This is a genomic window from Plantactinospora mayteni, assembly GCF_016862935.1.
GTDB lineage: Bacteria > Actinomycetota > Actinomycetes > Mycobacteriales > Micromonosporaceae > Plantactinospora > Plantactinospora mayteni.
Map to the genome: position 1 here is coordinate 129,235 of NZ_BONX01000035.1, position 24,217 is coordinate 153,451.

18 protein-coding genes are annotated in these 24,217 nt (G+C 72.5%); 15 read left to right on the forward strand and 3 right to left on the reverse strand.

What is annotated here, in order from left to right; translation table 11 throughout:
• Nucleotides 1-4 precede the first annotated feature (4 nt).
• Nucleotides 5-6,199, forward strand: a complete 6,195-nt coding sequence (locus tag Pma05_RS25195; RefSeq protein ID WP_203859942.1) for an RHS repeat-associated core domain-containing protein — start codon at nucleotides 5-7, stop codon at nucleotides 6,197-6,199.
• A gap of 100 nt (nucleotides 6,200-6,299) precedes the next feature.
• Here Pma05_RS25195 and Pma05_RS25200 read toward each other — a convergent pair whose 3' ends face one another.
• Nucleotides 6,300-7,601: a multidrug effflux MFS transporter gene (locus Pma05_RS25200; protein WP_203859943.1), complete on the reverse strand. Its 1,302-nt coding sequence runs from the start codon at nucleotides 7,599-7,601 to the stop codon at nucleotides 6,300-6,302.
• Between the two features lie 193 nt (nucleotides 7,602-7,794).
• Here Pma05_RS25200 and Pma05_RS25205 point away from each other — a divergent pair, with 193 nt between their 5' ends.
• From Pma05_RS25205 to Pma05_RS25215, 3 genes are all read left to right on the forward strand, one after another.
• Nucleotides 7,795-8,322, forward strand: a complete 528-nt coding sequence (locus tag Pma05_RS25205; protein ID WP_203859944.1) for a MarR family winged helix-turn-helix transcriptional regulator — start codon at nucleotides 7,795-7,797, stop codon at nucleotides 8,320-8,322.
• A 237-nt stretch (nucleotides 8,323-8,559) separates the two neighbouring features.
• Nucleotides 8,560-9,738, forward strand: a complete 1,179-nt coding sequence (aroC, locus tag Pma05_RS25210) for a chorismate synthase (RefSeq protein ID WP_203859945.1) — start codon at nucleotides 8,560-8,562, stop codon at nucleotides 9,736-9,738.
• Complete coding sequence (locus Pma05_RS25215; RefSeq protein WP_203859946.1) at nucleotides 9,738-10,259, forward strand: shikimate kinase; 522 nt, start codon at nucleotides 9,738-9,740, stop codon at nucleotides 10,257-10,259. Before aroC ends, Pma05_RS25215 begins: the two co-directional genes overlap by 1 nt.
• 246 nt (nucleotides 10,260-10,505) lie before the next feature.
• Here the strand turns inward: Pma05_RS25215 and Pma05_RS25220 are convergent, their stop codons facing one another.
• Nucleotides 10,506-11,258 carry an alpha/beta fold hydrolase gene (locus Pma05_RS25220; RefSeq protein ID WP_203859947.1) on the reverse strand — a complete coding sequence of 251 codons (753 nt, stop codon included), beginning with the start codon at nucleotides 11,256-11,258 and terminating at the stop codon, nucleotides 10,506-10,508.
• Nucleotides 11,259-11,342: 84 nt separating this feature from the next.
• Here Pma05_RS25220 and Pma05_RS25225 point away from each other — a divergent pair, with 84 nt between their 5' ends.
• The 5 genes from Pma05_RS25225 (at nucleotide 11,343) to nusB (ending at nucleotide 14,953) form a co-directional block, all read left to right on the forward strand.
• Nucleotides 11,343-12,329 (forward strand): helix-turn-helix transcriptional regulator, encoded by a 987-nt coding sequence (locus Pma05_RS25225; protein ID WP_203859948.1) that lies wholly within the window; start codon nucleotides 11,343-11,345, stop codon nucleotides 12,327-12,329.
• 11 nt (nucleotides 12,330-12,340) lie between these two features.
• Nucleotides 12,341-13,417, forward strand: coding sequence for a 3-dehydroquinate synthase (aroB, locus tag Pma05_RS25230; RefSeq protein WP_203859949.1), 1,077 nt, complete (start codon nucleotides 12,341-12,343; stop codon nucleotides 13,415-13,417).
• Nucleotides 13,414-13,860, forward strand: a complete 447-nt coding sequence (gene aroQ, locus Pma05_RS25235) for a type II 3-dehydroquinate dehydratase (RefSeq protein WP_203859950.1) — start codon at nucleotides 13,414-13,416, stop codon at nucleotides 13,858-13,860. The genes aroB and aroQ overlap by 4 nt, the downstream gene beginning before the upstream one ends.
• 101 nt (nucleotides 13,861-13,961) lie before the next feature.
• Nucleotides 13,962-14,519, forward strand: coding sequence for an elongation factor P (gene efp, locus Pma05_RS25240; protein WP_203859951.1), 558 nt, complete (start codon nucleotides 13,962-13,964; stop codon nucleotides 14,517-14,519).
• Nucleotides 14,520-14,542: 23 nt separating this feature from the next.
• Nucleotides 14,543-14,953: a transcription antitermination factor NusB gene (gene nusB / locus Pma05_RS25245; protein WP_203860053.1), complete on the forward strand. Its 411-nt coding sequence runs from the start codon at nucleotides 14,543-14,545 to the stop codon at nucleotides 14,951-14,953.
• Nucleotides 14,954-15,082: 129 nt separating this feature from the next.
• On the opposite strand, the gene bldD is transcribed toward nusB, so the two are convergent.
• Complete coding sequence (gene bldD / locus Pma05_RS25250; RefSeq protein WP_203859952.1) at nucleotides 15,083-15,571, reverse strand: transcriptional regulator BldD; 489 nt, start codon at nucleotides 15,569-15,571, stop codon at nucleotides 15,083-15,085.
• 283 nt (nucleotides 15,572-15,854) lie between these two features.
• Here bldD and pyrR point away from each other — a divergent pair, with 283 nt between their 5' ends.
• The 6 genes from pyrR to Pma05_RS25280 are packed head-to-tail and all read left to right on the forward strand — an operon-like array spanning nucleotide 15,855 to nucleotide 24,216.
• Entirely contained in the window at nucleotides 15,855-16,436 is a 582-nt protein-coding gene (gene pyrR, locus Pma05_RS25255; RefSeq protein ID WP_275414746.1) for a bifunctional pyr operon transcriptional regulator/uracil phosphoribosyltransferase PyrR, read from the forward strand.
• Nucleotides 16,436-17,359, forward strand: a complete 924-nt coding sequence (locus tag Pma05_RS25260; protein ID WP_203859953.1) for an aspartate carbamoyltransferase catalytic subunit — start codon at nucleotides 16,436-16,438, stop codon at nucleotides 17,357-17,359. The genes pyrR and Pma05_RS25260 overlap by 1 nt, the downstream gene beginning before the upstream one ends.
• Nucleotides 17,359-18,675 (forward strand): dihydroorotase, encoded by a 1,317-nt coding sequence (locus Pma05_RS25265; RefSeq protein WP_203859954.1) that lies wholly within the window; start codon nucleotides 17,359-17,361, stop codon nucleotides 18,673-18,675. Before Pma05_RS25260 ends, Pma05_RS25265 begins: the two co-directional genes overlap by 1 nt.
• The gene (carA, locus tag Pma05_RS25270) at nucleotides 18,672-19,790 is read left to right on the forward strand and encodes a glutamine-hydrolyzing carbamoyl-phosphate synthase small subunit (protein WP_203859955.1); all 1,119 of its coding nucleotides are present in this window, start codon (nucleotides 18,672-18,674) and stop codon (nucleotides 19,788-19,790) included. The genes Pma05_RS25265 and carA overlap by 4 nt, the downstream gene beginning before the upstream one ends.
• On the forward strand, nucleotides 19,790-23,158 hold the full coding sequence (gene carB, locus Pma05_RS25275; protein WP_203859956.1) for a carbamoyl-phosphate synthase large subunit: 3,369 nt from the start codon (nucleotides 19,790-19,792) through the stop codon (nucleotides 23,156-23,158). The genes carA and carB overlap by 1 nt, the downstream gene beginning before the upstream one ends.
• Nucleotides 23,155-24,216: a quinone-dependent dihydroorotate dehydrogenase gene (locus Pma05_RS25280; RefSeq protein ID WP_203859957.1), complete on the forward strand. Its 1,062-nt coding sequence runs from the start codon at nucleotides 23,155-23,157 to the stop codon at nucleotides 24,214-24,216. The genes carB and Pma05_RS25280 overlap by 4 nt, the downstream gene beginning before the upstream one ends.
• Nucleotide 24,217: the final 1 nt, after the last annotated feature.

Consider the following 24,217-nt stretch of genomic DNA (forward strand, 5'->3'; position numbering starts at 1 on the left):
TGACATGCGCACTCCACGTACCCGTTCTGGAGGCCGAGCCTACCGCCTGTTCGTGGTGGCGCGCCGGGCCGTGACGTATGCGACGGCCGCGGCGGTCGTCGGAGGTCTGCTGGTCGCACCGCGTTCGGCGGACGCGGCCCCGTCCGGCGCCGAACGGGCCGCCGTCGCGGCGCCGGTCTCGGTACCGGTCGCCCCCGCACGCCAGGCGGCGATCCCGCCGGATCCGGCTCGGCAGGCGGTGTCCCAGCGGCCGGTGACGGTCACCTGGCCCGCGGCCGGGTCCGCCGAGGTGGCCGTGCCGGCCCCGGGCGCGAACCGGAGGGCCGGGGCTGCCGGCCCGGCCAGGGCCGGCAGCCTCCCCGTCTGGCTCGGGCCGGCCGGCACGGCGCCCGCGGCCACCGACCCGCGCGGGTCGGCATCGGCCGGGTCCGCGTCCGCCGGGCCCGCGGCGAACTCCCCGCCCGCCCGGGTGCGGGTCGAACTGCTCGACCAGGCGGCGGTACGCCAGCTCGGGCTCACCGGGCTGCTGCTGCGGCTGCGCCGCACGGACGGTGCGACGACCGAGGGTGCGGTCGCCGCAGAGGTGGACTACTTCGGCTTCCGGGCCGCCGCCGGGGGCGGCTTCGGGGCCCGGCTTCGCGTGGTGCGGCTGCCCGCCTGCGCGCTCGCCCCCGGCTGCACGAGCCCGGCCGAGGTGGTTCCCGGACGCAACGACGTGGCCCGGTCCCGGCTGCGCGTCGACGTCACCGTACCCGGCGGCGCCGGCGCGCTCTTCGCGGTCGTCGCGGCGCCGGCCGGCAGTACGGGGTCGTTCGCGGCAACCGAGCTGACGCCATCGGCCCGCTGGTCGGTCGGGCTCCAGTCTGGCGACTTCACCTGGTCGTATCCGCTGGTCGTGCCGCCGGCGCCCGGCCCGGTGCCGGACCTCGCGCTGACCTACAACTCCGGCAGCGTGGACGGGCGGATGGGCTCGTCGAACAACCAACCCTCCTGGGTGGGCGAGGGGTTCGACCTCTCCGCCGGGTACATCCAGCGTTCCTACCGGGAGTGCGCCGAGGACGGCGGCAACGCCGGCACCCTCGACCAGTGCTGGGTCACGCAGAACGCGACCGCGGTCTTCTCCGGGCTCGGCGGCGAACTGGTCCGCGACGACGCCACCGGCACCTGGCGGGCCCAGGACGACAAGGGGTGGCGGGTCGAGTTGAAGACCGGTGCGGTCAACGGGGACAACGACGGCGAGTACTGGATCCTCACCTCCCCCCAGGGCACCCGCTACTACTTCGGTCTGAGCCGCCTGCCGGGCTGGTCGTCGGGGCGACCGGTCACCCAGTCGACCTGGACTGTCCCGGTCTTCGCGAACCAGGCCGGCGAGCCCTGTCGCCAGTCCACTCCTGCGGCGTCCTGGTGCCAGCAGGCGTACCGGTGGAACCTCGACTACGTCGTCGATGCGCACGGCGACGCCATGTCGTACTGGTACCAGCAGGAAACCAACTCGTACGGCCGGTGGAACGGCAGCCCGTACTTTGGCGAGACCACGCCGTATGTGCGCGGCGGATACCTGACCCAGGTCGACTACGGGCAGCGCGACGGCGCGGTATACACCGCCACCCCGGCCGCCCGGGTGACGTTCGGCGTCGCCGACCGGTGTTCGGCCACCAGCACGAGCGCCTGCGATCCGGCCAACTCGGCCAACTGGAAGAACTGGCCGGACGTGCCGTGGGATCAACGCTGTACCAGCTCCTGCACCTACTACTGGCAGCCGACCTTCTGGACCACCAAGCGACTCGCCTCGATCAGCACGCTCGTCAACAGCGGCGGCACGCTGTCGCCTGCGGAGAGCTGGACCCTGCGCCACTCGTACCCGGATCCGTACCCGGCCGGCGGCGACCCGTGGACCGAACCCAACGACGCCAGCCGCTCGCTCTGGTTGGGCGGTATCACCCACTCGGGCGGCGGGGTAACCGAGCCGGAGGTGACCTTCAGCGGCGTCTCCAAGATCAATAGGCACAACGCGAACGCGGAGTTCCCGGGCCTGTACAAGTGGCGGGTCGGCGCGATCACCAACGAGACCGGCGGCCGGATCGAGGTGACCTACTCCTCCCCGCAGTGTGGCGCCGAGCCGTACATCATTCCCGACCGCAACGTCAGCCGCTGCTATCCCCGCGGGGACATGCCGGCGCCGTACGCCGGACCGGACGTGTTCTACAAGTACGTGGTCGACCGGGTGACCGAGCGCGACATGGTCGGCGGGAACCCGGACCAGATCACCAGCTACGAGTACCTCGACGGCGCGGCCTGGCGCTACGACGACGCGGACAACACCCCGACCGCCGACCGCGACTGGAACCAGTGGCGCGGCTACCAGAAGATCCGGGTACGCACCGGGCCGGCCGGCGCGCAGACGCTGCGCGAGCACCTGTTCCTGCGCGGCATGACCGGCGACCGGAACATGGACGGCAGCACCAAGAACGTGACCGTCACCGACTCGCAGGGCGGCACCACCAACGATCGGCTGTACTGGCGCGGCTTCGCCCGGGAGACCATCGTCTACAACGCGGCGGGCAGCGCGGCCATCGAGAAGACCCTCGGCGAGCCGACGCTGGTGCGTACCACCGCCACCCGCGCCCGCTCCGGACTCCCGACGCTGGAGGCCACGTACACCGACGAGCGGGTCGAGCGCAAGGTGACGACCCTGGCCGCCGGCGGCACCCGGACCACCGAGATCCGCAGGGAGTACGACGCGCAGGGCCGGCTCACCGCGATCGACGACATCGCGGACGTCGCCACCACCGCCGACGACGCCTGCACCCGGATCACGTACGCGGAGAACACCGACGCCTGGATCCTCGACGCGGAGGCCCGGATGGAGATCGTGGGGGTGAACTGCCAGACGACGCCCTCCTACCCCGGTGATCTGCTGCTGGACCGGCGGAACTACTTCGACGGCGCCACGGTGTGGGGGACACCGCCCACCCGGGGCGCCGTGACCCGGGTCGAGGAGGCGAGCGGCCACACCGGCGGCAGCGCCTCCTACGTGGAGGTGAACCGGTACCTGCGGGACGCGCACGGCCGCATCACCGCCAAGTACGACGCGCTCGGCAACGTCGAGACGACCGCGTTCACCCCGGCGACGGGCGGCCCGGCGACGCAGATCGTGACCACCAACGGCCTGGGGCACCGCAGCAGCACCGTGCTGGACCCCCGGTTCGGGCTGCCGCTGCGCAGCACCGACGCCAACGACCGGGTCACCGACATGGAGTACGACGGGCTGGGCCGGCTGCGCCGGGTCTGGGCGCCGGACCGTGCCCGGGCCACCTGGCCGAACGAGCCGAGCGTCGAGCACGGGTACACCATCCGGGCCGGCGGCCCGTCCTTCGTCACCACCAAGGCCCTGGTCGGCGACGGGAGCCGATACCAGACCAGCTACCAGCTCTTCGACGGCTTCCTCCGGGAGCGGCAACTCCAGGCACCGTCGCCGGCCGGCGGTCGCGTCATCACCGACGTCCGGTACGACGGGCACGGCCGGGTCAGCCGGAGCAATGCGCCGTACTGGAACAACCAGGCGGATCCGGGCAGCACCCTGGTGGACGTCGCCGACGCCGCCGTACCGGGCCAGACCCGGTTCCTCTACGACGATGCCGACCGGGAGACCGCCGAGATCTTCCTCTCCGGGGGCGTGGAGAAGTGGCGCACCACCACCTCGTACGGGGGAAACTGGATCGCCGAGGACCCGCCGGACGGCAGCCCGGCCACCATGCGGATCTTCGACGCCCGGGAGCGGGTGGTGGAGCTGCGGCAGTACACCGGGGGCGCGCCCACCGGCGCGTACGACACCACCCGGTACGCCTACGGGCGGGCCGGCGAGCTGTCGTCGGTGACCGACGCGGCGGGCAACGTCTGGCGCTACGGGTACGACCTGCGTGGGCGCCGGGTCCGCGCCGAGGACCCCGACACCGGCGTCGCCACCTCCAGCTACGACAACCTGGACCGGGTCACCGCCACCACCGACGGCCGGGGCCGGACCCTCGCCTACACCTACGACGCGCTGGGCCGCCGTACCGCGCTGCACGAGGGCTCCACGGCCGGCGCGAAGCTCGCCGAGTGGAGTTACGACATGGCCGGCGGCAAGGGGATGCCCGCGAGCACGGTCCGCTACGCCGGCGGCGCCGCGTACCGCAGCGAGGTCCTCGGGTACGACGGGGCGGGGCGCCCGACCGGGCACGCCGTGGTGATCCCGGAGAGTGAGACCGGACTCGCCGGACGGTACGAGACCCGACTGACCTACCACGACACCGGCGAGGTGGCCACGGCCACGCTGCCGGCGGCCGGCAACCTGCCGGCGGAGACCCTCCGCTACGGCTACCAGCCCGTGACCGGGGACCGCACGACGCTGACCAGCGACCTGGCGACGTACGTGCAGTCGGCCAGCCACACCGAGCTGGGCGAGCTGAGTCAGCAGCGGCTCGGCGCGCCGGAGAAGCAGGTGGTGCGGACCTTCGGCTACGAGACGGGTACCCGGCGACTGGCCACGGCGACCGCCACGACCCGTACCGCGACGGCCGAGACCCCGATCACCTCGGTCTCCTACACGTACGACCCCGCCGGCAACATCACCCGGATCGCCGACTCGGTCAGCCGGGACACCCAGTGCTTCCGCACCGACTACCTACGCCGGCTGACCGAGGCGTGGACGCCGGCCTCCGGCGCGTGCGACGCCGCACCGTCGACCGCCCTCGGCGGGCCGGCACCCTACTGGCACTCCTACGGCTACGACCGGACCGGCAACCGCGTCCGCGAGGTGCGGCACGCCGCCTCCGGCGACACCACCCGCGACTACGCGTACCCGGCGGCCGGCGCCGCCCAGCCACACACGGTGCGGTCGGTCACCACCACCGACTCGGCCGGCTCGCGTACCGATGCGTACGCCTACGACTCGGCCGGCAACACCACCAACCGACCGGGCCAGCAGCTCAGCTGGGACGCCGAAGGGCGGGTGGCCGCGGTCACCGAGGGCAGCTCGGTCACCTCGTACCTCTACGACGCGGACGGACAGCGGCTGATCCGCCGCGACGCCAGCGGCAGCACCCTCTACCTCGACGACACCGAGCTGCACAGCGCGACCGGCGGCACCCGCTACTACCTGCTCGACGAGCGACCGGTCGCGGTGCGTACCGGCGGCACGCTGACCTGGCTGGTGGCGGACCATCAGAACACCGGCGACATCGCCGTCGCAGCCGGCACGCTCGACGTGACCCGCCGGTACCGGCTGCCCTTCGGCGCGCCACGCGGCGCCACGCCGGTCACCTGGCCCGGCGAGCGGGGTTTCGTCGGCGGAGTCACCGACGCCGCCACCGGCCTGACCCACCTCGGTGCCCGGGAGTACGACCCCGGCCTCGGCCGGTTCCTCTCCGTCGACCCGGAGGTCGACCAGTTCGACCCACAGACCATGCAGGGATACGCCTACGCCCTGAACAGCCCGGTGACCCTCAGCGACCCGGACGGGCGCAAGGCCAAGCCCGACCCGTACAAGAACTGCGGCGGGACCAAGCGGGCCTGCGAGTACTACGAGGAGCAGTACGTCAAGTACAAGAAGAAGCTGGCGGAGCTGGAGAAGAAGCGCAAGGAACTACAGGAGGCCGCCAAGCGGATCCGGGAGCAGGCCGAGAAGGCGCGTCAGAAGGACAAGCCGGCCCTGGGCAAGCTCCTCGACTGGCTGGCCAAGCAGATCGACGAGATCACCAGCAGCCCGGTCTGGCGGGTGGTCAAGATGGGCGCGGCCCTCTGCGCGGTGGCGATGCCGGGCTGCGCCGCCGTGGCCGTCGCGATGAGCGCCGTCGACGCGGTGGTCAAGCTCAGCAAGGGTGACCTGGTCGGCGCGGGGCTCGAGATCGTCAGCACCCTCGCGGGATCCATCGGCCTGGCGGCCAAGGGGCTCGGCAACGTGGCGCGGGTCGCGTCGGGCGGACTGAAGAACCTCAGCAAGAAGGCCCCGAGCTGGCCCTTTGTCTGGCGGGTCACCAAGAAGGCCCCGCACGAGCTGGCGAAGAAGCTGGACCGCTTCGCGGACCGGATGGACCGACTGGCCGACCGGATGAACGGGGTCGGCTGGGCAGCGGAGACCGGCGGCCAGGGCTGGGACCTGTGGAAGAAGGCCGTGGAGGAGCAGAAGAAGGCGGAGGAACGCCGGAAGAAGGCGTGACGGCGTCCGTGCGCCCGGTTTGTGCGATCGACGACCCGGGCAGCGGGGTGCTTCAGGGACCCGGGCACGGGGTGCTTCAGGACCCGGGCAGCGGGGTGCTTCAGGTGCGTTCTGCCGGGGCGGGACCGGCGGACGTACCCGAGCGCTCGGTCTTCCACCGGCTCAGGCGCCTCGGTCGGTCCGCCGCCGGCTCGGCCGGTTCCCGTCCCCGGGCGATGGTGAAGACCACCAGCGCGGAGAGGGCGGTGCTGCCGAGCACCAGTACGGCCATCGGCAGCGCGCTGTCGTCCGGGCCGAGCCCGGCCAGCGGTGCCACGGCGGCGGCGATGGAGAGCTGGAGCGCGCCGAGCAGCGCGGCGGCGCTGCCGGCGTGCCCGGGATGCCGATCCAGGGCCAGGGCCAGCCCGTTCGGCAGGGTCATCCCGACGCACGAGACGAAGACGAAGAGCGCGACCAGGACGGTCGGGACGTTCTCCGTGGCCGCCCCGCCGAGCAGGGCGGCGCCGGCCAGCAGGCTGGCGAGCAGGGCGGTGCCGAGCAGTCGGCGGGTGCCGTACCGGTCGAGCAGCCGGGCGTTGAGTTGGCCGATTGCGGTCATCCCGACGGCGTTCACCGCGAAGACCAGGGTGAACCAGCCGGCGGAGAGCGCGAAGACGTCCTGGATCAGGAACGAGGACCCGGAGATGTACGCGAAGAGCGCGGCGAAGGCCAGCCCCTGGGTGAGTACGTAGCCGAGGTAGATCCGGTCGGTGAGCAGTCCCCACATCACCCGGGCGGTAGCGGCTGGTCCACCGGTGTGCCGCCGTTGCGGCGGGAGCGTCTCCGGCAGCCGCCAGACGACGGCGGCGAGCACCAGCAGCCCGATCGCCGACAGCGCGACGAAGACGGCCCGCCAGGAGCCGAACCGGAGTACCAGGTTGCCGAGGGCCGGCGCAATGGCCGGGGCGACCCCGAAGATCAGGATCAGCCGGGAGAAGTACTTCGCCGCCGCCACCCCGGAGTGCAGGTCCCGGACGATGGCCCGGGCGACGACCACGCCGGTACCGCTGGCCACTCCCTGGAGCAGTCGGAGCGCGGCCAGCGCCTCGGCCGACGGTGCGAACGCGCAGAGCAGACTGGTCACCGTGTACGCGGCGACGCCGACCAGTACCGGCCGGCGGCGTCCCCACCGGTCGCTGAGCGGCCCGGTGACGAGCTGGCCGAGGGCGAGGCCGAACAGGAAGGTGGTGAGGGAGAGCTGCACCTGTGCCGGAGTGGCGCGGAGGTCGCCGGTCATCTCGGGGAACGCCGGCAGGTACATGTCCAGGGACAGTGGACCGACCGCGGTCAGGGTACCGAGCAGCAGCAGTTGTCCGACTCCCGAGGCGCGGCCCGGCGGCGCTGCGGAGCGCGCTCTGCCCACGGTGGTCCCCCTAGTCTTGGGCTGGACACCGACACCTTAGCTCTGTAGGCAGAGCTATTGCGATGTGAGGTAGCCGACGCCGGGCCACCGACAGGTCCCGGCGACGACGGCACGGCGGACGAAACGGCGCCGGACCACGAGGGTGGGTGCCGGACGAGCACGACGGTGCCGGACGAGACGGTGAGGGGCGAGGATGACCGACGACGCGACGGCCGACGCGACGGCTGGTGCGGCGGAGGCGCTCGGCAGCGCCGTGGCCGACCTGCACCGGGTGCTGCGCCGCTCGACCAGCCGGCGGGTCGGCCGTCCACCGCTGCCCGACGCCCAGGTGGAGGTGCTGCGGCTGGTCGAACGCTGTCCGGAGATCAGCGTCAAGGAGGCGGCGGAGCGGCTGCACACCGCCGCCAACACGGTCAGCACGCTGGTCGGCGACCTCGCCGGAGCCGGCCTGCTGGAGCGCACCCGGGATCCGCACAACCGGCGGATCGTCCGGCTCCGGCTCACCCCGGCCGCGCACCTGCGGATCGGCGAGTACGTCGCGCACCGGCGTGACCTGCTGCTCGACGCGCTGCATCGGCTCGACGAGCCGGCCCGGCGGGACATCGAGCGGGCCGCCGGCCAACTGCACCGGCTCGCCGACCTGCTCGCCGACCACGAGCGTGCCACCGACCACGAGCGTGCCGACCAGCCGTCAGAGCCGCCGGCCGCTGCCCGTCCGTAGGCAGGAGCGTGCCGTCGACCAGGAGCGTGCCGACCAGCCGTCCGATCCGCCGGCCGCTGCCCGTCCGTAGGCAGGAGCGTGCCGCCGACCAGGAGCGTGCCGGCCAGCCGTCAGAGCTGCCGGACGCTGCCCGTCCGTAGAGCGGGACGGCACGGGCGGTGCGCGGCAGCACACCCGGCCCGTGCCAGACTTGACCGGCGGGCGGCCGGCCCGGTCGCGACGAGGAGAGGGTTGGTCGTGTTGCGCTGGTTGACGGCGGGAGAGTCCCATGGTCCCGCCCTGGTTGCGGTGCTGGAAGGGTTGCCGGCCGGGGTCGAGGTGACCAGCGAGGAGATCGTCCGCCAGTTGGGCCGCCGCCGACTCGGCTACGGCCGGGGTGCCCGGATGTCCTTCGAGCGGGACGAGGTCGAGATCGTCGGCGGTCTCCGGCACGGACTGACCCTGGGTAGTCCGGTGGCGATCCGGGTGGGTAACTCCGAGTGGCCGAAGTGGCAGACGGTGATGGCGGCCGACCCGGTCGACCCGGAGCTGCTGGCCGGCCAGGCCCGCAACGCACCGCTGACCCGCCCCCGTCCCGGGCACGCCGACCTGGCCGGCATGCAGAAATACGGCCACACCGACGCCCGGCCGATCCTGGAGCGGGCCAGCGCCCGGGAGACCGCGGCCCGGGTCGCGGTCGGCACCGTCGCCCGGGCCCTGCTCCGGCAGGCGCTCGGCATCGAGATCGTCTCGCACGTGGTGGAACTCGGCTCGGTGGCCGCCAAGCCCGGGCTCCAGCCCCGGCCGGAGGACGCCGAGCGGATCGACGCCGACCCGCTGCGCTGCCTCGACCCGGAGGCGAGTGCCCGGATGGTCGCCGAGGTGGACGCCGCCAAGTCCGACGCCGACACCCTCGGCGGGATCGTCGAGGTGCTCGCCTACAACGTGCCACCAGGGCTGGGCAGTCACGTGCAGTGGGACCGCAAGCTCGACGCCCGGCTCGCCGCCGCGCTGATGTCCATCCAGGCGATCAAGGGTGTGGAGATCGGCGACGCCTGGCAGCAGGCCCGGTCCCGGGGCTCGGTGGCGCACGACGAGATCGTCCCCACCGCCACCGGGGTACGCCGGGTCACCGACCGGGCCGGTGGCCTGGAGGGCGGGATCACCACCGGCGAGCCACTGCGGGTACGCGCCGCGATGAAGCCGATCTCCTCGCTCAACCGAGCACTGTCCACGGTGGACGTGGCGACCGGCGAGCCGGCGACCGCGATCAACCAGCGCTCCGACGTCTGCGCCGTACCGGCCGCCGCGATCGTCGCCGAGACCATGGTCGCGCTGGTACTGGCCGAGGCGGCGTTGGAGAAGTTCGGCGGGGACTCGGTTGCCGAGGTCCGCCGCAACCTCGCCGGCTACCTGGACAACCTGGTGATCCACTGATGGCGCCGGTCTGTGTGCTGGTCGGCGTGATGGGCGCCGGCAAGACCAGCACCGGGCTGCTGGTCGCCAAGGGGCTCGGGGTCGACTTCCGCGACACCGACAGCGACATCGAGGCGACGGCCGGCAAGCCGATCCCGGAGATCTTCGTCGACGACGGCGAGGAACACTTCCGTACCCTGGAACGGGCCGCGGTGGCGACCGCGCTGGCCTCCTTCGACGGGGTGCTGGCGCTCGGCGGCGGCGCGATCCTCGCCGAGGAGAACCGGGCCGCCCTGGCCGGGCACCGGGTCGTCTACCTCTCGGTCGAGCTGTCGGACGCGGTCAAGCGGGTCGGCCTCGGCACCGGTCGGCCGCTGCTCGCGATCAACCCCCGGGCCACCCTGAAGCATCTGCTCGACCAGCGGCGCCCGCTCTATGCCGAGGTGGCCACCTGGACCGTGGTCACCGACGGGCGGACCCCGGAACAGGTGGCCGACGAGATCCTGGCCGAGCTGGCCGGCGACCGGCAGCCGGGAAGGTAGTCGGTGCGAAGACTGTCGAGCTGGGTGCACGAACGGGGCGCGGAACCCCGGTGTCGGGACGGCGGTCGGCAGCTCCACCGGTAGCGCGGTGACCGTGCCGGGTGCCGGATGGCGCGACGGGTGCCGGATGGCGTGGTGGGGGCACAAGCGGGGCAGCTCGACAGTCTCCCCGCCGGACACCTTGCCCTCCCCGGCGGACACCCGCCGGCCACCCGTGCCCGGCGGGGACGCCCAAGCCGCCGACGGCTATCCGGTGCTGGTCGGGGTCGGAACCGCTCGGCCGATCCGGTCCAGCAGCTCGGTGAGGCGCTTCGGTTCGCTGAACATCGGCCAGTGCCCGGTCGGCAGGCCGTAGAGGTCGGCACCGGTCAGCCCGGCGAAGAACGGGTGCCCCTGCGCGATCATCTGCCGCACCGTCTCGACCGGGAAGGTGCAGGCGATCAGCGCGGTCGGCACCGCGCCGCCGTGCGGCAGTCGTACCGGGTCGGTGGCGGCGCGCAGCGGCTGGCCGGTGGTGCGGTCGCGGAGCAGGTCCAGCATCTCGTCGTCCAGCCCGGCCAGGTTGACCGGGTCGGCGGCCCGATCCCAGTCCGGCGGCGGCAGCAGGTGTCCGGCGCCGATCAGCGCCCGGAGCCGCTCCTGCTCCTCCGGCGGGTGGGTGTCGAACTGCGCCGTACCCGTCGGCAGCGGTCCGCTGTCGAGGTAGACCACCCGGGCGAACCGGTCGGGGAGTCGGTCCGCCGCCTGCTGGACCGGCATCCCGCCGCCGGAGTGCCCGACCAGTACGACGTCGTGCAGATCCTCCGCCTCGACCAGCCGGACGATGTCGGTGGTGTGGGTCTCCAGGCCCACGTCGGGGTCGGCCAGGTGGGCCCGGTCGGCCACCCCGGTCAGGGTCAACGGGTACGCCCGGTGCCCGGCCGCGCGCAGCCCCTCGGACACCTCCCGCCAGGCCCAGGCGCCGAGCCAGAAACCGGGGACGAGGACGAACGTGGCCATCTGTCTGCTCCTTCTGTCGGGCGATCCGGCGTCGACGGTAGAGTCGAATCCGGGCGACTTCCGCCCGGATCAGGAGCGTGACCCGTGCCACATCCGGCCGCCCGGGTGCTCGGGATGCTGGAGCTGTTGCAGAGTTCCCACCGGCTGACCGGTGCCGAACTGGCCGCCCGGCTCGGCGTCGACGAGCGGACCGTCCGGCGGTACGCCGAGACCCTGGTCGACCTCGGCATCCCGGTGACCGCCGCCCGGGGCCGGTACGGCGGCTACCGACTCCAGCCCGGCTACCGGCTGCCGCCGCTGATGCTCACCGACGACGAGGCGGTGGCCGTACTGCTCGGGCTGGTCGCCGCCGAACAGCTCGGGCTGGGTACCGCCGCGCCGGCCACCGGGCTCGCCCAGGCGAAGATCCGTCGGGTACTCCCCGGGCCGCTCGCCGACCGGCTCGACGCGGTGACCCAGAGCCTCGGGTTCAGCCTGCGACGGCGCGCCGACGTGCCCCGGCCGGCCACCGCGATCCTGCTCGCGCTGGGCGCGGCGACCCACTCCCGGCACCGGGTCACCATCGGCTACCGCTCCTGGCGCGGCGAGCCGTCGGTACGCGACCTCGACCCGTACGGGCTGGTCTTCCACGCCGGCCGCTGGTATGTCACCGGCCACGACCACCGGCGTGACGACATCCGTACCTTCCGGCTCGACCGGATCGCCTCGGTCGAGACCGGTACCGAGAGTTTCGCCGTGCCGGCCGGGTTCGATCCGGTCGGGCAGGTCACCCGGTCGCTGGCCGGGGTGGCCTACCGCTGGGAGGTCGAGGTGCTGTTGGAGACCGACCTCGAACAGGCCCGGCGCCGGGTACCGCCCAGCGTCGCCGAGCTGACCGCCACCTCCGACGGCATCCTGCTGCGGGGCCGGGCCGAGGACCTGACCGGGATGGCCCAGCTCCTCGCCGGGCTGGGCTGGCCGTTCACCGTGCTCCGCCCGGCCGAGCTGCGTACCGCCGTCACCGAATACGCCGGCACGCTCGCCGAGTACGCCGCCCGCCGACCACCGCCCCCGGCGGACCCCATCCTCTAGGCTCTAGCTCGATGGACGAGCTGACCCGCATTCCGGTCGGCGGTGACCGGCCGTACGACGTCCTCGTCGGCCGGGACCTGCTGGCCGCGCTGCCGCCGCTGCTGGCCGGTGCCGAGCGCGCCGCCGTACTGCACGCCCCGCCGCTGAAGGCGCACGCCGACGAGCTGGCCGAGCGGCTCCGCGCCGCCGGGATCACCCCGCTGACCGTGCCGGTGCCGGACGCCGAGGCCGGCAAGGACATCGAGGTGGCGGCCGACTGCTGGGCGCGGCTGGGTGCGGCGGGCTTCACCCGTACCGATGCGGTGGTCGGGGTGGGCGGTGGCGCCGTGACCGACCTGGCCGGCTTCGTCGCCGCCTGCTGGTTGCGCGGCGTCCGTTGGGTGCCGGTCTCGACCTCGCTGCTCGGCATGGTCGACGCGGCGGTGGGTGGCAAGACCGGGGTGAACACCGCCGCCGGCAAGAACCTGGTCGGTGCGTTCCACCCGCCGGCCGGGGTGCTCTGCGACCTGGCGATGCTGGACTCGCTGCCGGCGGTCGACCTGACCGCCGGGCTGGCCGAGGTGGTGAAGTGCGGCTTCATCGCCGACCCGGCCATCCTCGACCTGGTCGAGTCCGATCCGGCGGCCGCCGTTGATCCGACCGGGGCGGTGGTCCGGGAACTGGTCGAGCGGGCGATCCGGGTGAAGGCGGAGGTGGTCTCCGGCGACCTGCGCGAGGCGGGCCGGCGGGAGATCCTCAACTACGGACACACCCTCGGGCACGCGATCGAGAAGGTCGAGGGCTACCGCTGGCGGCACGGGCACGCGATCTCCGTCGGCCTGGTCTACGCCGCCGGACTGGCCCGCCGGGCCGGCCGGCTGGACGAGCCGACCGCGGCCCGGCACCGGACGGTGCTGACCACGCTCGGGCTGCCGACGAGCTACCGGGCGGACGCCTGGCCGGAGCTGCTGGCCGCGATGCGGGTGGACAAGAAGGCCCGGGGCAACCGGCTGCGGTTCGTGGTGCTGGACGGACTGGCCGAGACCGGAATCCTGGACGGTCCGGACGACGAGGTGCTGTTCGACGCGTACGCCGAGGTGGCGGCATGAGGGTGTACGTGCTCAACGGCCCCAACCTGGGCCGGCTCGGCATCCGGCAGCCCGAGGTGTACGGCGCCACCAGCTACGCCGACCTGGTGGCGAACTGCCAGGCCACCGGCAAGGAACTGGGGCTGGACGTGGAGGTCCGGCAGACCGACGCCGAGGCGGAGTTGATCGGCTGGCTGCACCAGGCGGCCGACGAGGAGGCGGGGGTGGTACTCAACCCGGCCGCCTGGTCGCACTACTCCTACGCGGTCCGGGACGCCTGCGCCATGCTGCGCGGCCCGCTGGTCGAGGTGCACATCTCCAACATCCACGCCCGGGAGGAGTTCCGGCACCACTCCGTGGTCTCGGCCGTCGCTACCGGGGTGATCTGCGGCCTCGGGGTCGACGGTTACCGGCTGGCTCTGCTGCACCTGGCCGGGCTGCGGGACCGGTCCGCCCGAGGCTGATCGACCGCCCCACCTCGCCGAAACGGGCTGGTCCTGATCAACTGGACGCCCCTAGTAGACTTGCCGGGTCCGTGCGCCCGAATTATAGATCAAGGCAGGAAATGGCCACCACCAACGACCTGAAGAACGGGCTGGTTCTCAACCTCGACGGCGAGCTGTGGGCCGTCGTGGAGTTCCAGCACGTCAAGCCCGGCAAGGGCGGTGCCTTCGTGCGCACCACGCTGAAGAACGTGCTGTCCGGCAAGGTGGTCGACAAGACGTTCAACGCGGGTACCAAGGTCGACACGGCCACCGTCGACAAGCGCACCATGCAATACCTCTACATCGACGGCGAGGACTACGTCTTCATGGACCTGGAGACGTACGACCAGATTCCGGTGCCCGGCGGCACGGTGGGCGAAGCGGCCAACTACCTGCTGCCCGAGGCGGAGGCGATCGTCGCCACCCACGAGGGCGTGCCGCTCTACGTCGAGTTGCCGACCAGCGTCGTGCTGGAGATCACCTACACCGAGCCCGGCCTCCAGGGCGACCGGTCCACCGGTGGCAACAAGCCGGCGACGGTCGAGACCGGTGCCACCGTCCAGGTGCCGCTCTTCATCACCACCGGCGAGAAGATCAAGGTCGACACCCGCGACGGCCGCTATCTCGGCCGAGCCTGATGGCGGAGGGCCCCAAGCAGCAGATGCCGGCCCGCCGCAAGGCACGCAAGCGGGCCCTGGACGTCCTCTACGAGGCGGACCTGCGGGACCGGCCCGTCCCCGAGGTGCTGGCCGGCTATCTCCAACGCCTGGAACAGCCGCGCCCGGAGCACCTGGGCTATGCGGTGGGCCTGATCGAGGGCGTGGCGGAGCACCAGGCCCGGATCGACGAGCTGATCGACAGCTATGCCGAGGGCTGGACGCTGGACCGGATGCCGGTGGTCGACCGTAACCTCGCCCGGATCGCCATCTACGAGCTGCTCTACATCCACGAGATCGACGACGCGGTGGCGATCAGTGAGGCGGTCGAACTGGCCCGGCAGATGTCGACCGACGACTCGCCCCGGTTCCTCAACGGCATCCTCGGCCGGATCGCCGAGTACGCGACCCGCTGAGGTATTTGCCGGCTTTCTTCGCCCGGCGGTCCGGTTCGGGCTGGCCGGACGATGTCTCTGCGCCGGACTACGGCGGAAACGGCTCGCGGGGCCCGTGCCTGGTGGCACGGACCCCGCGAGTCGGGGGGATCAGGACGCGAAGAGCGCCCGGGGGTCGGCGACGAGCACACCGTGCTCGGTGAGCCGCTCGATCAGCCCGGAGGGCGAGGAGTCGTAGACGATCGCGAGCGCCCGTAGGTCGTCCGCGCGAATCGACAGCACCCGTCCGTTGTAGTCACCGCGCTGCTGCTGGATGGCTCGGGCATAGCGGGCGACGTAGGCGAGATCCTCGGAGGCTTCGTCGTACAGCCGCTCGAGGTCGAGCACGATCTTGCTCGTCGGCTCGTGACGGACGCCACTGCCGTCCGGCAGCAGCTCCGAGACGGGCACCCGGTAGAAGTCCGCGAGTTCGGCGAGACGGGACACCGTCACCGCCCGGTCGCCCCGCTCGTACGAGCCGACCACGACGGCTTTCCACCGTCCGTTTGACTTCTCCTCCACCCCCTGCAAGGACAAACCTTGCTGCTGACGGATAGAGCGCAGGCGCGCGCCCAACGACTTGGCGTATTCAGAGGGCATTCGGCACTCCCAGTGCTGGTCGGGGATCTCCCCAGCGATCGCTACGGAGCGTGACGGTACGGGGATAACGACACGTGGTCAAGTGCTAGTTACCTACCTATTACAAAGATCGTGTTCAGCCGGGCGGTTTCGACTCGCTGATCCGGGGGTCAGCCACCCGCCAAGCCCGGCCCTGTGGCCAGTGGTAACGTGACGAGAGCCCCGGCCCGGGCCGCTTCAGGCAAGCGCCGGAATCCGACGTCCTTTAACGACCCGTCCCGTGAGGCGGGGAAGGGGGTCCGCCGTGGCGTACCCGCAGGCTGCTCAGCCGCAGCCGGTCTCACCACCGTCCGTGAAGGTCATCCTGACCAGCGCCGAACTGGCCCGGGTGGTGGACCGAATCGCACACCAGATCCTGGAGAAGACCCAGGGCGCGGCCGGTACCGTGCTGCTCGGTGTCCCCACCCGAGGCGCTCCGCTGGCCCGCCGGCTGGCGGCCCGGATCAACGCCTTCGAGGGCATCGCCGTACCGGTGGGTGTGCTCGATATCACTCTCTATCGTGACGATCTCCGCCGGCACGCGGTACGTGCGATCGGCCCGACCCAGGTCCCCCCGGAGGGGATCGACGGCAAACGGGTGATCCTGGTCGACGACGTCCTCTTCTCCGGCCGGACCGTCCGGGCCGCCCTCGACGCGCTCAGCGACCTCGGCCGGCCCAGTTCGGTGCAGCTCGCCGTACTGGTCGACCGCGGCCACCGGGAGTTGCCGATCCGGGCCGACTACGTGGGGAAGAACATCCCGACGGCGCTCGCCGAGAGCGTGAAGGTGACGCTCGCCGAGACCGACGGCACCGACGAGGTCAAGCTGATCGGAGGGGCGGCATAGTGCTCAAGCACCTGCTTTCCGGGGCGGATCTCGACGCGGCCACCGCCACGCTGATCCTGGACACCGCCGCCGAGATGGCGACCGTGGCCGGCCGCGAGGTGAAGAAGCTGCCCGCGCTGCGCGGCCGTACCGTGGTGAACCTCTTCTACGAGGACTCCACCCGGACCCGGATCTCCTTCGAGGCGGCGGCGAAGCGGCTCTCCGCCGACGTGATCAACTTTTCCGCCAAGGGCTCCAGCGTCTCGAAGGGCGAGAGCCTGAAGGACACCGCGCTGACCCTCCAGGCGATGGGGGCCGACGCGGTGGTGATCCGGCACCCCGCCTCCGGTGCCCCGCACCGGCTCGCCAACTGGGTCGAGGGCTCGGTGCTCAACGCCGGGGACGGCACCCACGAGCACCCGACCCAGGCGCTGCTGGACGCGTACACGATGCGGGCCCGGCTGGGGCGGATCGCCGGGCTGTCGGTCGCGGTGGTCGGGGACGTGCTGCACAGCCGGGTCGCCCGCTCCAACGTGCTGCTGCTGGCCACCCTGGGTGCCAAGGTGACCCTGGTCGGCCCGCCGACGCTGATCCCGGTCGACATCGGCGCGGCACTCGCGCCCGGCACCGAGGTGTCGTACGACCTCGACGCGGTGCTGCCCACCTCGGACGTGGTGATGATGCTGCGGGTGCAGCGGGAGCGGATGGCCGACTCCTACTTCCCGTCCGCCCGGGAGTACGCCCGGCGCTACGGACTCGACGGGCCCCGGATGGCCCGGCTGCCGGACCACGCCATCGTGATGCACCCGGGTCCGATGAACCGCGGGATGGAGATCGCGCCCGAGGTGGCCGACTCGCCCCGCTCCACGATCGTCGAACAGGTCGCCAACGGCGTCTCCGTCCGGATGGCCGTCCTGTACCTGCTGCTGGGGGGAATGCACTGATGACCGAGTACACCGCCGGAGGTGACCCGGGCGCCGCGAAGCCGGCGTACCTGATCCGGGGAGTGCGGGTGGTCGGCGCCGCGCCGACCGACCTGCTGCTCGCCGGTGGCGTGGTCGCCGAGGTCGGCCGGGACCTGGCCGCCCGGGGGGCGCGGGTGGTCGACGGGGACGGGCTGGTCGCGCTGCCCGGCCTGGTCGACCTGCACACGCACCTGCGGGAGCCGGGCCGGGAGGACGCCGAGACGGTCGAGTCCGGCTCGCGGGCGGCGGCGCTGGGGGGCTACACCGCCGTCTGCGCGATGGCCAACACCTCGCCGGTCGCCGACACGGCCGGCGTGGTCGAGCAGGTGTGGCGGCTCGGCCGCGAGGCCGGGCTGGTCGACGTGCAGCCGATCGGCGCCGTCACCGTCGGGCTGGCCGGCGAGCGCCTGGCCGAGCTGGGCGCGATGGCCGACTCCGCGGCCCGGGTGCGGATCTTCTCCGACGACGGGCACTGCGTGGCCGACCCCAAGCTGATGCGCCGGGCCCTGGAGTACGTCAAGGCGTTCGACGGGGTGATCGCGCAGCACGCCGAGGAGCCCCGGCTGACCGAGGGCGCCCAGATGCACGAGGGCGAGGTTTCCACCCGGCTCGGCCTGACCGGCTGGCCGGCGGTGGCCGAGGAGGCGATCATCGCCCGGGACGTGCTCCTGGCCGAGCATGTCGGCAGCCGGCTGCACGTCTGCCACCTCTCCACCGCCGGCAGCGTGGAGGTGCTCCGGCACGCCAAGAAGCGCGGGGTACGGGTCACCGCCGAGGTGACCCCGCACCATCTGCTGCTCACCGACGAGCGGGCCGCCAGCTACGACCCGGTGTTCAAGGTGAACCCGCCGCTGCGGACCAGTGCCGACGTGAGCGCGCTGCGCGAGGCGCTGGTCGAGGGGATCATCGACATCGTCGCCACCGACCACGCCCCGCACGCGCTGGAGGACAAGGAGTGCGAGTGGGCGTACGCCCGGCCGGGCATGCTCGGGCTGGAGACGGCGCTTTCGGTGCTGCTCGACGTACTCGGTGAACGGTGGGACCTGATCGCCGAGCGGATGTCCCGGACCCCGGCCCGGATCGCCGGACTGGTCGAGCACGGCCGGAACCCGGCACCCGGGGTACCAGCCAACCTGACCCTGGTGGATCCGGCCGCCCGCCGTACCGTCGACCCGAGCGAGCAGGCCAGCCGCAGCCGCAACACCCCGTACGCCGGGCTCACCCTGCCCGGCCGGATCGTCGCGACCTTCCTGCGCGGCGAGCCGACGGTGCTGGACGGAAAGGCCGTGAAGTGAACCGGCGGCGGCCGGCGATCCTGGTCCTGGAGGACGGCCGGACCTTCCGTGGTGAGGCGTACGGCAGTGTGGGGGAGACCTTCGGCGAGGCGGTCTTCAACACCGGGATGACCGGCTACCAGGAGACCCTGACCGACCCGTCGTACCACCGCCAGGTGGTGGTGCAGACCGCGCCGCACATCGGCAACACCGGAGTGAACCCCGAGGACGACGAGTCGGGGCGGATCTGGGTGGCCGGGTACGTCGTCCGGGACCCGGCCCGGATCGGCTCGAACTGGCGGGCCACCGGCGCCCTGGAGGACCGGCTGGCCACCGAGGGTGTGGTCGGGATCGCCGGGGTGGACACCCGGGCGCTGACCCGGCACCTGCGGGAGCGCGGCGCGATGCGGGTCGGGGTGTCGAGCCTGACCGAGGACCCGAAGGAGCTGCTGGCCCGGGTGCACGAGGCACCGAAGATGGCGGGAGCGGACCTCTCCGCCGAGGTGACCACGGCGCAGCCGTACGTCGTCACGGCCGAGGGGGAGCACCGGTTCACGGTGGCCGCGCTCGACCTGGGGATCAAGCGGAACGTGCCGCGCCGGCTCGCCGCACGCGGGGTCACCACGCACGTGCTGCCGGCCTCGTCGACCATCGACGACCTGCTGGCCACCGGCGCCGACGCGGTCTTCTTCTCACCGGGTCCGGGCGACCCCGCCACCGCCGACCATCCGGCCGGGCTGGCCCGCGAGGTGATGCGCCGGCAGATTCCGCTCTTCGGGATCTGCTTCGGCAGCCAGATCCTCGGCCGGGCGCTCGGCTTCGGCACCTACAAACTGGGGTACGGCCACCGGGGCATCAACCAGCCGGTGCTGGACCAGTCCACCGGCAAGGTCGAGGTGACCAGCCACAATCACGGGTTCGCGGTCGACGCCCCGCTCAACCAGGTGATCGACACCGATTTCGGTGGCGTCGAGGTGAGCCACGTCTGCCTGAACGACAACGTGGTCGAGGGGCTGCGGGCGAAGGACGTACCGGCGTTCACCGTGCAGTACCACCCGGAGGCGGCGGCCGGCCCGCACGACGCGGACTACCTCTTCGACCGCTTCGCCGAGCTCATCGAGAAGAAGGGCTCCTGATGCCCAGGCGGACAGATCTCAAGCACGTACTGGTGATCGGCTCGGGGCCGATCGTGATCGGCCAGGCCTGCGAGTTCGACTACTCCGGTACCCAGGCGTGCAGGGTGCTGCGCGCCGAGGGGCTGCGGGTCAGCCTGGTCAATTCCAACCCGGCGACCATCATGACCGACCCGGAGTTCGCCGACGCCACGTACGTCGAGCCGATCACCCCGGAGTTCGTCGAGCTGGTCATCGCCAAGGAGCGGCCGGACGCGCTGCTGCCCACCCTGGGCGGCCAGACCGCGCTGAACACCGCCGTGGCGCTGCACGAGTCCGGTGTGCTGGCCAAGTACGGCGTCGAGCTGATCGGCGCCGACATCGACGCGATCCGGCGCGGCGAGGACCGGCAGCTCTTCAAGGAGATCGTCGCCAAGGCCGGTGGCGAGACCCCGCGCAGCCGGGTCTGCCACTCGATGGACGAGGTCCGGTCGACCGTCGGCGAGCTGGGCCTGCCGGTGGTGATCCGGCCGTCGTTCACGATGGGCGGCCTCGGTTCCGGGATGGCGCACACCGACGAGGACCTGGAGCGGATCGCCGGGGCGGGGCTGTCGGCCAGCCCGGTGCACGAGGTACTCATCGAGGAGAGCGTGCTCGGCTGGAAGGAGTACGAGCTCGAACTGATGCGGGACCGGCACGACAACGTCGTGGTGGTCTGCTCGATCGAGAACGTCGACCCGATGGGCGTGCACACCGGGGACAGCGTCACCGTCGCACCGGCGATGACCCTGACCGATCGGGAATACCAGCGGCTGCGCGACCTCGGCATCGCGGTGCTCCGCGAGGTCGGGGTGGACACCGGCGGCTGCAACATCCAGTTCGCGGTCAACCCGCGGGACGGCCGGCTGGTCGTGATCGAGATGAACCCCCGGGTCTCCCGCTCCTCCGCGCTGGCCTCCAAGGCGACCGGGTTCCCGATCGCCAAGATCGCCGCGAAGCTGGCCGTCGGCTACACCCTGGACGAGATCCCGAACGACATCACCCTGAAGACCCCCGCCGCCTTCGAGCCGACCCTCGACTACGTGGTGGTGAAGATCCCCCGGTTCGCCTTCGAGAAGTTCCCGGCCGCCGACCGCGAACTCACCACCACGATGAAGTCGGTCGGCGAGGCAATGAGCCTGGGCCGGAACTTCCCCGAGGCGCTGAACAAGGCGATGCGCTCGATGGAGACCAAGGAGGGTGGCTTCTGGACCCTCCCCGACCCGAAGGGCGCCACCCTGGAGGGCACCCTCGCCGCGCTGGGTATGCCGCACGACGGGCGGCTCTACAGCGTCGAGCGGGCACTTCGGCTCGGTGCCTCGGTGGGCCAGGTGTCGGAGGCGTCCGGCGGGATCGACCCGTGGTTCCTGGACCAGATCGCCGGGCTGGTCGAGCTGCGCGCCGAGATCGTCGGTGCGGCCGTACTCGACGAGGAGCTGTTGCGCCGGGCCAAGCGGGCCGGCGTCTCCGACCGGCAGCTCGCGGCGCTCCGCCCGGAGTTGGCCGCCGAGGACGGGGTACGGACGCTCCGGCACCGGCTCGGGGTACGCCCGGTCTACAAGACCGTGGACACCTGCGCCGCCGAGTTCGCCGCCGGTACGCCCTACCACTACAGCAGTTACGACGAAGAGACCGAGGTGAGCCCGTCGGACCGGCCGAAGGTGCTGATCCTCGGGTCGGGGCCGAACCGGATCGGCCAGGGCATCGAGTTCGACTACTCCTGCGTGCACGCGGTACAGGCGCTGCGGAGCGCGCCGCTGGGCTCAGCCGCTCCGTCCGGTTCCGGCGCCGAAGGCGCCGGCTACGAGACCGTGATGGTCAACTGCAACCCGGAGACCGTCTCCACCGACTACGACACCGCCGACCGGCTCTATTTCGAGCCGCTGACCTTCGAGGACGTGCTGGAGGTCTGGCACGCCGAGGACAGCTCCGGTCGGGCGGCCGGCGGGCCGGGCGTGGTCGGGGTGGTCGTGCAGCTCGGTGGCCAGACCCCGCTGGGCCTGGCGCAGCGGCTCAAGGACGCCGGGGTGCCGATCGTCGGTACCAGTCCGGAGTCGATCCACCTGGCCGAGGAGCGGGGCGCGTTCGGCGCGCTGCTGGACCGGGCCGGGCTGCGCTCCCCGGCGCACGGCACCGCCACCTCCTTCGAGGAGGCGCAGGGCATCGCGGCCGAGATCGGCTATCCGGTACTGGTCCGGCCGTCGTACGTGCTCGGCGGGCGGGGCATGGAGATCGTCTACGACGACGACACGCTGCGCGGGTACATCGCCCGGGCCACCGACATCTCGCCGGACCATCCGGTGTTGGTGGACCGCTTCCTCGACGACGCGATCGAGATCGACGTGGACGCGCTCTGCGACGCCGACGGCGAGGTCTACGTCGGCGGGGTGATGGAGCACATCGAGGAGGCCGGGATCCACTCCGGCGACTCGTCCTGCGCCCTGCCGCCGATCACCCTGGCCAGCTCGCACCTGGCGGCGGTACGCCACTACACCGTGGAGATCGCCCGGGGCATCGGGGTACGCGGCCTGCTCAACGTCCAGTACGCGCTGAAGGACGACACCCTCTACGTGCTGGAGGCGAACCCCCGGGCGTCGCGTACCGTCCCGTTCGTCTCCAAGGCGACGGCGGTGCCGCTGGCCAAGGCGGCGGCCCGGATCATGCTCGGCGCCAGCATCGCCGAACTGCGCGCCGAGCGGCTGCTCCCGCCGAGCGGCGACGGCACCACCACCCCGGCCGACGCGCCGGTGGCGGTGAAGGAGGCGGTGCTGCCGTTCAAGCGGTTCCGTACCCCGACCGGCAAGGGCATCGACTCGCTGCTCGGCCCGGAGATGAAGTCCACCGGCGAGGTGATGGGCATCGACACCGCGTTCGGGCACGCCTTCGCCAAGTCGCAGGCGGCGGCGTACGGCTCGCTGCCGGTCAAGGGCAAGGTCTTCGTCTCGGTGGCCAACCGGGACAAGCGCGGCATGATCTTCCCGGTCAAGCGCCTCGCCGACCTCGGGTTCGAGATCGTCGCCACCACCGGCACCGGTGAGGTGCTGCGCCGGCACGGCATCTCCTGCGAGCTGATCCGCAAGCACTACGAGGAGGGCGCCGACTCGCCGGACGCGGTCTCACTGATCGCGGCCGGCGAGGTGGACCTGGTGATCAACACCCCGCAGGGGTCGGGGGCGAGCGCCCGCTCCGACGGGTACGAGATCCGCAGCGCGGCGGTCGGCGCGGACATCCCGTGCATCACCACCGTGCCCGGCGCGGCGGCGGCGGTGATGGGGATCGAGGCGCTGATCCGGGGCGACATGGCGGTCCGGCCGTTGCAGGAGTTGCACGCGGCGCTCCGGGCCGGCGAGTGAGCACGGCGACGACGGAGCCGGGCCGGGGCGCGGCGGGCGGGGGAGCGGTCTTCGACCGGATCGTCCGGCCGGCGCTGTTCCGGCTTGGCGGCGGGGACGCCGAGACCGCGCACGAGTGGACGCTGCGCCGGCTGGCCGGGCTGTCCCGCAGTCCGGCCGCGCTGGCCCTGCTGCGGGCCCGGTACGCCGTCTCCGCCCCGCGTACCGTCTTCGGGGTCAGCTTCCCCAACCCGGTCGGGCTGGCCGCCGGGATGGACAAGGACGGCGCCGCGCTGCCGGCCTGGCCGGCGCTGGGCTTCGGTTTCGTCGAGGTGGGTACGGTCACCGCGCAGCCGCAGCCGGGCAACCCCCGGCCGAGGCTGTTCCGGCTGCCGGAGAGCGCGGCGGTGATCAACCGGATGGGCTTCAACAACGCCGGTGCGGCGGCGCTGGCCGCTCGGCTGGCCGGGCTGCGCCGCCCGCTGGGGGTGCCGCTCGGCATCTCGCTCGGCAAGTCCAAGGTCACCCCGCTGGACGACGCCGTGAGCGACTACCTGGCGTCGTACCGGGCGTTGGCGCCGTACGGCGACTACTTCGCGGTCAACGTCTCCTCGCCGAACACGCCGGGGCTGCGGGCGTTACAGGACCGGGGGCACCTCGACGCGCTGCTGACCGCGCTGGTGGGGGAGAAGCCGGTCCTGGTCAAGATCGCCCCGGACCTGACCGAGCCGGCCATCGCCGAGCTGCTGGCGGTCTGTCTGGACCGGGGCGCCGCCGGGGTGATCGCCACCAACACCACGCTGGGCCGGGACGGGATCGCCCCGGCCGAGGCACACCGGGCCGGTGAGGCGGGCGGACTCTCCGGGCGACCGCTGACCGCGCGTACCCGTGAGGTGGTCTCCTTCGTGCACCGCGAGACCGGCGGCGCGCTGCCGGTGGTCGGGGTGGGCGGCATCCTCGACCCGGCGGACGGCAGCGCGCTGCTGGACGCCGGAGCCAGCCTGGTGCAGCTCTACACCGGCTTCGTCTACGGCGGGCCGGGGCTGGTCCGCGCGGTGGCCCGGGCGGCCCGGCCGTGAG

Excerpts from the sequence above, each read along its gene's own strand:
- bldD (WP_203859952.1), bottom strand. The coding sequence starts at position 15,571 with ATGCCCTCTGAATACGCCAAGTCGTTGGGCGCGCGCCTGCGCTCTATC.
- efp (WP_203859951.1), top strand. The coding sequence starts at position 13,962 with ATGGCCACCACCAACGACCTGAAGAACGGGCTGGTTCTCAACCTCGAC.
- carB (WP_203859956.1), top strand. The coding sequence starts at position 19,790 with ATGCCCAGGCGGACAGATCTCAAGCACGTACTGGTGATCGGCTCGGGG.
- Pma05_RS25195 (WP_203859942.1), top strand. The coding sequence starts at position 5 with ATGCGCACTCCACGTACCCGTTCTGGAGGCCGAGCCTACCGCCTGTTC.
- aroB (WP_203859949.1), top strand. The coding sequence starts at position 12,341 with ATGGACGAGCTGACCCGCATTCCGGTCGGCGGTGACCGGCCGTACGAC.
- Pma05_RS25265 (WP_203859954.1), top strand. The coding sequence starts at position 17,359 with ATGACCGAGTACACCGCCGGAGGTGACCCGGGCGCCGCGAAGCCGGCG.
- Pma05_RS25215 (WP_203859946.1), top strand. The coding sequence starts at position 9,738 with ATGGCGCCGGTCTGTGTGCTGGTCGGCGTGATGGGCGCCGGCAAGACC.
- nusB (WP_203860053.1), top strand. The coding sequence starts at position 14,543 with ATGCCGGCCCGCCGCAAGGCACGCAAGCGGGCCCTGGACGTCCTCTAC.
- aroQ (WP_203859950.1), top strand. The coding sequence starts at position 13,414 with ATGAGGGTGTACGTGCTCAACGGCCCCAACCTGGGCCGGCTCGGCATC.
- Pma05_RS25220 (WP_203859947.1), bottom strand. The coding sequence starts at position 11,258 with ATGGCCACGTTCGTCCTCGTCCCCGGTTTCTGGCTCGGCGCCTGGGCC.
- Pma05_RS25205 (WP_203859944.1), top strand. The coding sequence starts at position 7,795 with ATGACCGACGACGCGACGGCCGACGCGACGGCTGGTGCGGCGGAGGCG.